This is a genomic window from Streptomyces sp. NPDC102259 (genome assembly GCF_044766465.1).
GTDB lineage: Bacteria > Actinomycetota > Actinomycetes > Streptomycetales > Streptomycetaceae > Streptomyces.
The window spans coordinates 1-7,269 of record NZ_JBIWMA010000060.1 but is presented as its reverse complement, the minus strand read 5'-3'; the positions used below and the strand labels follow the sequence as shown (position 1 = coordinate 7,269).

The window sequence follows — 7,269 nt, the reverse complement described above, 5'->3', positions numbered from 1 at the left end:
CGGAAATACCAGCCGTTGCCGACGATCCCGTGCTCCGCCGGAAGCGCGCCCGTCAGAAACGTCGACTGCGCGGCACACGTGACGGCCGGCAGCACCGTGCCCAGCGCGGCCTGCGAACCGCGGCCTGCCAGCGCCTTGAGACGGGGCATGTGCTCCAGGAGCGCGGGGGTCAGGCCCACCACGTCCAGGACGAGCAGGGGGGTGGGGCTGGTGGTCACTGCTGCTCCTTGAGTCCGAGATCGGCCAACAGGTCGGCCGCGAGGCGGAGTTCGGCGGCGATGCCGTCGGCGAGGGCGGCGTCGGTGGTGGGGCGGGAGCGGGCGGGCAGGGCCTGCCAGGTGTACGTCTCGACCTCGAGGTGGCGGGTGCGCGGGTGCGGGCCGCCGAGCAGGACGCCCAGGGTGTCGCGCAGCACGTCCAGGGTGGACGTCAGCGGTGGGGCCGGGGGTGCGTGCAGGGGGACGTGGAAGTGGGCGCGCCAGGGCACGGTGTCCGGCAGCGCGCCCGGGGTCAGGGCCTGGCCCAGGTCGTCCGTGCCGTGCAGGGTGCCGTCGACGCGGGCCCGGGTCTGGTGCAGGAAGCGCGGTTCGTCGAAGGCGGCGAGCGCCGCGCGCACGGCCGGGTCGCGGGGGTCGCCGGCGTGCAGGGCCGCGGACAGCTGGGCCTTGAACACCGAGATGCCGGCCCTGCCCAGGGCGGCCAGCGCGCCGACGGGCTCCTCGAAGCCGGTGGCGAGGTGGCAGGTGTCCAGACACAGGCCGATGCGGTGGGCGGGCAGGGCGGCGAGCGGGGCGAGCGCGTCGGCGGTGGACTCCACCACACAGCCCGGTTCCGGTTCCAGGGCGACGCGGATCTGCCGCCCGGTGGCTTCGTACAGGTCGTCCAGGCGGTGGGCGAGTTCGTTCAGCGCGCCGTGGGCGCGGTGTGCGGCGCCTTCGTCGTAACCGGTGCGCCAGGCCAGCGGGAGGGTGGAGATGGTGCCCTCGGTGACGTCGTCGGGCAGCAGTGCGGCCAGCAACCGGGCCAGGTCGGTGGTGTATTCGAGCCGCTGCGGGTCGCTCCAGTCTGGCCGGTAGACGCGGTACTTCACTTCATCCGCGCCGAAGCCCTCGTAGGGGAAGCCGTTGAGGGTGACCACTTCCAGGCCGCGTCGGTCGAGTTCGGTGCGCAGCCTGCCCGGTGCGCCCGCGTCCGCGGTGAGGGCGTGGACCGCGTCGCGGGCCAACCACAGCCCGATTCCCAGGCGTTCGACGCCCAGACGACGGCGGACGGGTTCACAGTGGGCGCCGAGCTGGGCGACGACACCGTCGAGGGTCTCGGCGGGATGGACGTTGGTGCAGTAGGCGAGGTGGACGGTCGACCCGTCGGGGTGACGGAAGCGCATCGGTCACTCCCCGCCGCGCAGCAGGGAGTTGCCCTCGTGCGATGCCGCAGGTGCGGCGGGCTCGAGGACGAGCCGGCCGCTGAGCCCGTAGAACGCGACGGGGTTGCGCCACAGCACCTGGTCCACGTCGTCCTCGCCGAAGCCCTCGGCGAGCATCGCGTCGGCGACCTGACGGGTCTTCAGCGGGTCGCTGTTGCCCCAGTCCGCGGCGGAGTTGACCAGCACCCGGTCGAGTCCGTACTCCTTCAGGACGGCGACCATGCGGTGCTCGTCCATCTTGGTGTCGGGGTAGACGGAGAAGCCCAGCCAGCAGTCGGCGGCCTTCGCCTCCTTCACGGTGGTCTCGTTGAGATGGTCGAGCAGGACCCGGTCCGCGGGCAGGGCGGATTCACGGACGACGTCCAGAGTGCGGCGCAGTCCGGCGAGCTTGTCGCGGTGCGGGGTGTGCACCAGGGCCGGCAGGGCGTGGTCGGCCGCGAGTTCGAGCTGGGCGGCGAGGGCGGCGTCCTCGGCCGGCGTCATCGAGTCGTAGCCGATCTCGCCGACCGCGACGACGCCGTCCTTGAGCAAGTAGCGCGGCAACTCCTCCAGGACGGGCAGGCAGCGCGGGTCGTTGGCCTCCTTGGGGTTGAGGGCGATGGTGCAGTGATGGGCGATGCCGTACTGGGCGGCCCGGAAGGGTTCGAAGCCCAACAGCGCGTCGAAGTAGTCCAGGAAGCTCTCCGGTGAGGTGCGCGGCTGGCCGAGCCAGAAGGAGGGTTCGACCACGGCGCGCACCCCGGCGGCGTACATCGCCCGGTAGTCGTCGGTGGTGCGCGAGGTCATGTGGATGTGCGGGTCGAAGATGCGCATCAGGCTTCCTTGGCGGCGAGGTCGAGAGCGAGAGCGAGGACGTGGTGCAGGTCGTCGGGAACCGGCCGGGCGGCGGCGGTGCGCTCCGCGGCGAAGTCGGCGAGCATCCGGGCGAGTTCGCCGTCCCCGCTCGCGCGGTCGGCGAGCCCGGCGACCGCGGCCAGCGGAACCTGGGTGAAGAGGCATTTCAGGACGGCGTGCCGCCAGGCGTGGGCGGGCAGGTGCGCGGCGGCGTAGGGGCCGACGGCCGCCGCCACGAGCCCGGTGTCGTTGGCGCGCAGCGCGTCCTCGACCAGCGCCACGCCCTGGTCGGGGGTGAGGGGCAGGTGAGGCAGGGCGAGCAGCACGGCGCGGCGCTCGGCGCCGCTGCCGTGGTCGTAGAGACGGGCGACGGCGGCCGGGCCCGGGCGGGCGGTGCGCAGCAGCAGCACCCGGGCCGCCTCCGCCGCCTCCGGACCGGCACCCATCCGACCGGCCGCGGCGAACCGCAGCTCCCACGCGGGCATGCCCCGGCGGGCCGTGCCGTCCCGGGCGGGAGGCATGGCGTTCCCTGCGGGGGGCTCGGCCGTCCGGGCGTCAGGGGGTGGGGTATCCCAGGCGGGAGGCTCGGCGGTGTCGTGGTGGTCGGGGGGCGCGGCGGCGCGTGCGTCGGCGAGCGCGGCGTCGAGCCAGGCGTTGGCCTCGGGGCCGAGACGGCCGGACAGTTCCTCTCGGGTGACCGACATGCGGGTTCCTTACGCGGACGGCGGCGGGGAGACGGTGGCGGACGCGGCCGAGGCCGGACCGGGGGCCACACCCACGCCCACGGTCGAACGCGCGCCGAACGACGGCACGGCAGACGCGCCGGGCTGTGCGACAGACGCGCCCGACGGTGCGACAGACGTGCCGGGCTGTGCGGCAGACGTCTGGCCAACGGCAGTGGACTCGGCAGGAGTTGGGCCGACGGCAGCGGGTGCCGGGGCAGCGCCGACGGCAGTGGGCCCGACGGGTGCCGGCCCGGTCGGGGGCGGGACGGTGACAGGGGCCTTGGCTTTGAGTGCCGTGAGCTGGTCACGGAGGAACGCCATGGAGGAGCGGGCGAGTTCGGGACCCGCGTGGGAGTGGCGGGGCAGTTCGACCACGGTCAGCCCCTGGTATCCGGTGGCGTCCAACGCGGCCAGGACGGGCGGGAAGTCGATCTCGCCGTCGCCGAAGGGCAGGTGCTCGTGGACGCCACGGCGCATGTCCTCGATCTGCACGTGCCGCAGCCAGGGCCCCGCGGCGGCGACACAGTCCGCCGGCGCCAGCGGCTCCAGGCACTGGCAATGGCCGATGTCGAGCGTGAGACCGAGCAGCGGATGGTCTCCGAGCTGCCCGCGCAGCCGGTGGAAACCGGCGAGTGTCTCCAGGAGGTGACCTGGCTCCGGCTCGATGGCCAGCGGAACTCCCGCCCGCGCCGCGGCGTCCAGGACCGGGGTCAGGGAGGCGCCGAGCAGCTCCCAGGCGGCGTCCTCACCCGTGCCGGCGGGACGGACACCGCTGAAACAGTGCACCGCGTGAGCGCCGAGGTCCGCGGCCACCTGCACGGCGGTGACCAGCAGCGCGATCCGCGCCGCCCGGCCCTCGGGCTCCGCATCCAGCAGGGTCGGACCGTGCTTGCGGCGCGGGTCGAGGACATAGCGGGCGCCGGTCTCCACGGTGACGGACAGACCGTGCGCACCGAGCCGGTCGGCGACCCGTGCGACGCGCCCGGCCAGGCCGGGGCCCACCGGATCGAGGTGCATGTGGTCCAACGTCAGCCCGACACCGTCATAGCCGAGTTCGGCCAGTACGCCCAGGGCGTCATCGAGCCGCAGATCGCTCAGGCCGTTCGTGCCGTAGCCCAGACGGACACTCATGTGGGACTCACCTTCCCCGCGAGCCGGCGTGCCGCAGGCACGAGCGCGGCCAGCAGCGCGGCGGACGCAGGCGCTCCGGAGCGCGCCGCGAGCGCCGCCTGGAGTGGGATCAAGGCACGGATACCGCCGCCCACGGCCCGCTGGGTCAGCGGCGGCGACGGATTGAGCACGGCGTGCACCAACGGCCGTCCGGCCGTGACCACATAGCCACCAGCCAGCACGGCTCGGCCGAGTCCGCCCGGCACGCCCGGCACGCCGGGGGTACCGCGGGTACCGGGCACGCCTGGTGCACCGCCCCGCCCGCTCCGGCGCCATCGGGCGGCCTGGCCGGCGTGCCCGCCGATGCCGACCAGAGCGCCGAGGGCGGCCGTCACGCCGAGCGCGGCGAGCGGCCCGCCCCGCGCACCGCCCCGCGTCTCGGCGCGCGAGACGGTGGTGAGCGCATAGGTGTGCGCACCGAGCACGGCAGCGGGGAGCAGCGCCCGCCGCACCGCACCGGCGACGCCATCCGCCGGGGCGGTCGGCGCGACGGCCGCCCGGCCCCTCGCCGAAGCACCTACGGACAGACCGGCCAGGACACCTGCCAGACCGCCTACCGGACCACTGGCCGGACCGCCTACCGGACCTCCTGCCGAACGCTGCTCGCCCGCTGGACGCTGCCCGACTGACGGACGCTGCCCGGCCGACGAGCGGTGCCCGGCTGACGAGCGCTGCCGGGCTGCCGAACGCTGCCCTGCTTTGCTCGGGCCGGCGGTGGCCACCGCGCCCAGGAGCAGGTCCAGGCTACGGGCCGCTGCCATCGCCGCCGGGCCCGCCGCGGTGTGCTTCAGCCGCAGGTCGTAGGCCCACACGGTGCCCGCCAGAGCGGTGGCGCACAGTGCCGCGGGCCGGCCGGCGGCGAATCCCAGACCCAGGCCCGCGCCCGTCAGCACGGCGGCCGCCGCCAACGCCTGCCCGGGAGCGATACGGCCCGAGGGAACAGGCCGGTGAGGACGCTCGGCGGCGTCCTCGTCGCGGTCGGCCCAGTCGTTGAGCGCCATCCCCGCCTCGTACAGGCACAGCGAAGCACCGGCCGCCAGAGCGGTGGCGGCGCCCGGACGCCGCCCGCTCGCCGCAGCCCCCGCCAGCACGTCCCCCGGAACGGTGAACAGCGCCGAGACCCGCAGCAGTTCGGCCCAGTCGCGCAGCTCGCTCACCGGCCGCCCGCCAGCCGCGCGGCGAAAGCGACCAGGGCGTCGTACTGCTCGGCCAGCGCCGCGGAGCCGCCGTCGGGATCCTTGAAATAGAAGCCCAGCTCGGGAAGGCTCCCGGCGATTCCCGCCTCCTGCGCGCGGGCCGCCAGCCGGGCCAGGTCGAGCACGAGGGGCGCGGCCAACGCCGAGTCGCAGCCCTGCCAGATCGTCTGGAGCACCATCCGCGAGCCGAGGAACCCCTCGAACGCCACATGGTCCCAGGCCGTCTTCCACTCCCCCAGCGCGGGCACCTCGTCGATGTGCACCTCGCCCTCGGGCAGCGCACCCAGGTTGTCCTCGAGGACCCGGTTCTTGCCCGCGCTCTTCGCGGCGGCCGCCGCCGGATCGGCCAGCGCCGCCCCGTCGCCCCCGCCCAGCAGATTCGTCCCGGACCAGGCCCGCACACCCAGGGCACGCTGACGGAACATCGGCGCCAGCACCGCCCGCAGCAGGGTCTGCCCCGTCTTTCCGTCCCGGCCCGCCCACGGCACGTCCGCCCGCCCGCGCAACTCCTCCAGCGCCGGATGCCCCACCCCCGCCGAGGGAGTGAAATTCACATACGCACAACCCGCCCGCAACGCCGCCGCGGCATACAGCGAACTCGCCGGCAGCCGCCCGCCCTCGACCGCGACCGGCTCGGTGGAAGCGACATTGACCACCACCGTCCGCGCCAGCCCCCTGCGCCGGGTGAAGCCCTCGATGTCCGCGGCGAACGCCGCTATCAGCTCGTCGTCACTGCGGCCGTCATCCGCCACCGGTCCTCCCGGCCGGATCTCCCCGTCGGCCACGGCGAGTTCACGGCGCACCGCCCGCACCAGCCCGTACGGCAGAACGCCCTGCTCCCCCAGCACCTCGGCGCGCTTGGCCAACGGCCAGTCCACCGTGTCATGCCCACCGAACACCAAGGACGACAACTCGGGCAGCCCCGCCGTGGCGAACTCCTCGGTCTCCGTGACCAACCCGGTCGCCGGATACAACCCCGCCACCAGCCCGGCACAGCCCGCGACCACGGTCGTGGCGACCGACCCACGCGCCCCGACCAACCAGACGCCCGTACCCCCCACCCCACCGCCGGCAGCGGCGGCACCAGCGGCGGGCGACTCGGTGAACTCAGACACGACAACCTCCCGAAACTACGTCAGCGACGAAAAACGAAAACCACCCGAAACACAGGCACGTAGACACACAGGCACACAGGCACACAGGCACACAGCACTCTCGGCATGTCGCCAGGCAAAGGGGACGACGGAGAGCTGGAGAATCGGGCCGCGTGCAGGTGAGACGGTCGGCAGGACTATGACGCCAGGCGATCAGGGAACCCGCACCTGCTCGACCAGAGACAACCTGAACCTCCTGACAGCCACTCGGAAGCGGAATCATTTCCGACGGCAACATCACAGACGGACCCCACACCGTCCTCCGCGCCGGAATACGTGGCGATTTCCCGGCATGCTAGTCCGCGCGCCTTACGGAATGCAGGCTTCAGCCCGCTCACCACCGGCCTTCGTGGACGATTCCTCCAGTAGATTTCAAGTCCGCCCGGCAGCGGATCGCCGGGCGGGCGACGCCGGAACCCGGGGCGGCCGGACGTGGCGGCGGCAGCCCCGAAGGGCGAGCGGTTTTCCGCCTCGGACAGACCTGACGGCAAGCGGCCCCCGCCCGCAACCGGGCCGTGGCAGCCCCGTGATAAGGAGGGTCCACACCACGGCGGACGGCCGGGCTCCCCGGCCCCACCGCCCTGGCCGGAAAAGGGCGGCGGCACCGGACCGCCGCCCAACCCACGCCCATACGCACATCACCAGCTCGCGCGTGCCGCGCAGGACATCGTTCCGGTTCCGTTTTCCGGGCGGTTCTCCATTACCGCTGGAGAACGACTCGGAACCGCCTCGCACCCCCCTGCACAAAACCTTCAGACCCCCTCGCG

Annotated in this window: 6 protein-coding genes and 1 pseudogene; all 7 read right to left on the bottom strand. The window is 73.8% G+C overall.

Going from position 1 to position 7,269, the window contains the following annotated elements; all coding sequences use genetic code 11:
• Positions 1-218, bottom strand: a 218-nt coding sequence (locus ACIRPU_RS44255) for an alkaline phosphatase family protein (RefSeq protein ID WP_403878907.1), incomplete at its 3' end; no start/stop codon positions are given.
• The gene (gene eboE / locus ACIRPU_RS44250; protein WP_403878904.1) at positions 215-1,384 is read right to left on the bottom strand and encodes a metabolite traffic protein EboE; all 1,170 of its coding nucleotides are present in this window, start codon (positions 1,382-1,384) and stop codon (positions 215-217) included. The genes eboE and ACIRPU_RS44255, both read right to left, overlap by 4 nt.
• 3 nt (positions 1,385-1,387) lie before the next feature.
• Entirely contained in the window at positions 1,388-2,236 is an 849-nt protein-coding gene (locus ACIRPU_RS44245) for a TatD family hydrolase (protein WP_403878901.1), read from the bottom strand.
• Positions 2,236-2,961 (bottom strand): EboA domain-containing protein, encoded by a 726-nt coding sequence (locus ACIRPU_RS44240; protein WP_403878898.1) that lies wholly within the window; start codon positions 2,959-2,961, stop codon positions 2,236-2,238. Before ACIRPU_RS44240 ends, ACIRPU_RS44245 begins: the two co-directional genes overlap by 1 nt.
• 294 nt (positions 2,962-3,255) lie before the next feature.
• A pseudogene (locus ACIRPU_RS44235) lies at positions 3,256-4,113 on the bottom strand (sugar phosphate isomerase/epimerase family protein); the annotation flags it as partial.
• Entirely contained in the window at positions 4,110-5,309 is a 1,200-nt protein-coding gene (locus ACIRPU_RS44230; RefSeq protein WP_403878895.1) for a UbiA family prenyltransferase, read from the bottom strand. The gene ACIRPU_RS44230 and the pseudogene ACIRPU_RS44235, both read right to left, overlap by 4 nt.
• A complete protein-coding gene (locus ACIRPU_RS44225; RefSeq protein WP_403878910.1) occupies positions 5,306-6,409 on the bottom strand; it encodes an inositol-3-phosphate synthase in 1,104 nt (367 codons plus the stop codon). The genes ACIRPU_RS44230 and ACIRPU_RS44225 overlap by 4 nt, the downstream gene beginning before the upstream one ends.
• Positions 6,410-7,269: the final 860 nt, after the last annotated feature.

Coding starts and splice junctions, on each gene's coding strand:
- ACIRPU_RS44245 (WP_403878901.1), bottom strand. CDS start 2,236: ATGCGCATCTTCGACCCGCACATCCACATGACCTCGCGCACCACCGAC.
- ACIRPU_RS44240 (WP_403878898.1), bottom strand. CDS start 2,961: ATGTCGGTCACCCGAGAGGAACTGTCCGGCCGTCTCGGCCCCGAGGCC.
- eboE (WP_403878904.1), bottom strand. CDS start 1,384: ATGCGCTTCCGTCACCCCGACGGGTCGACCGTCCACCTCGCCTACTGC.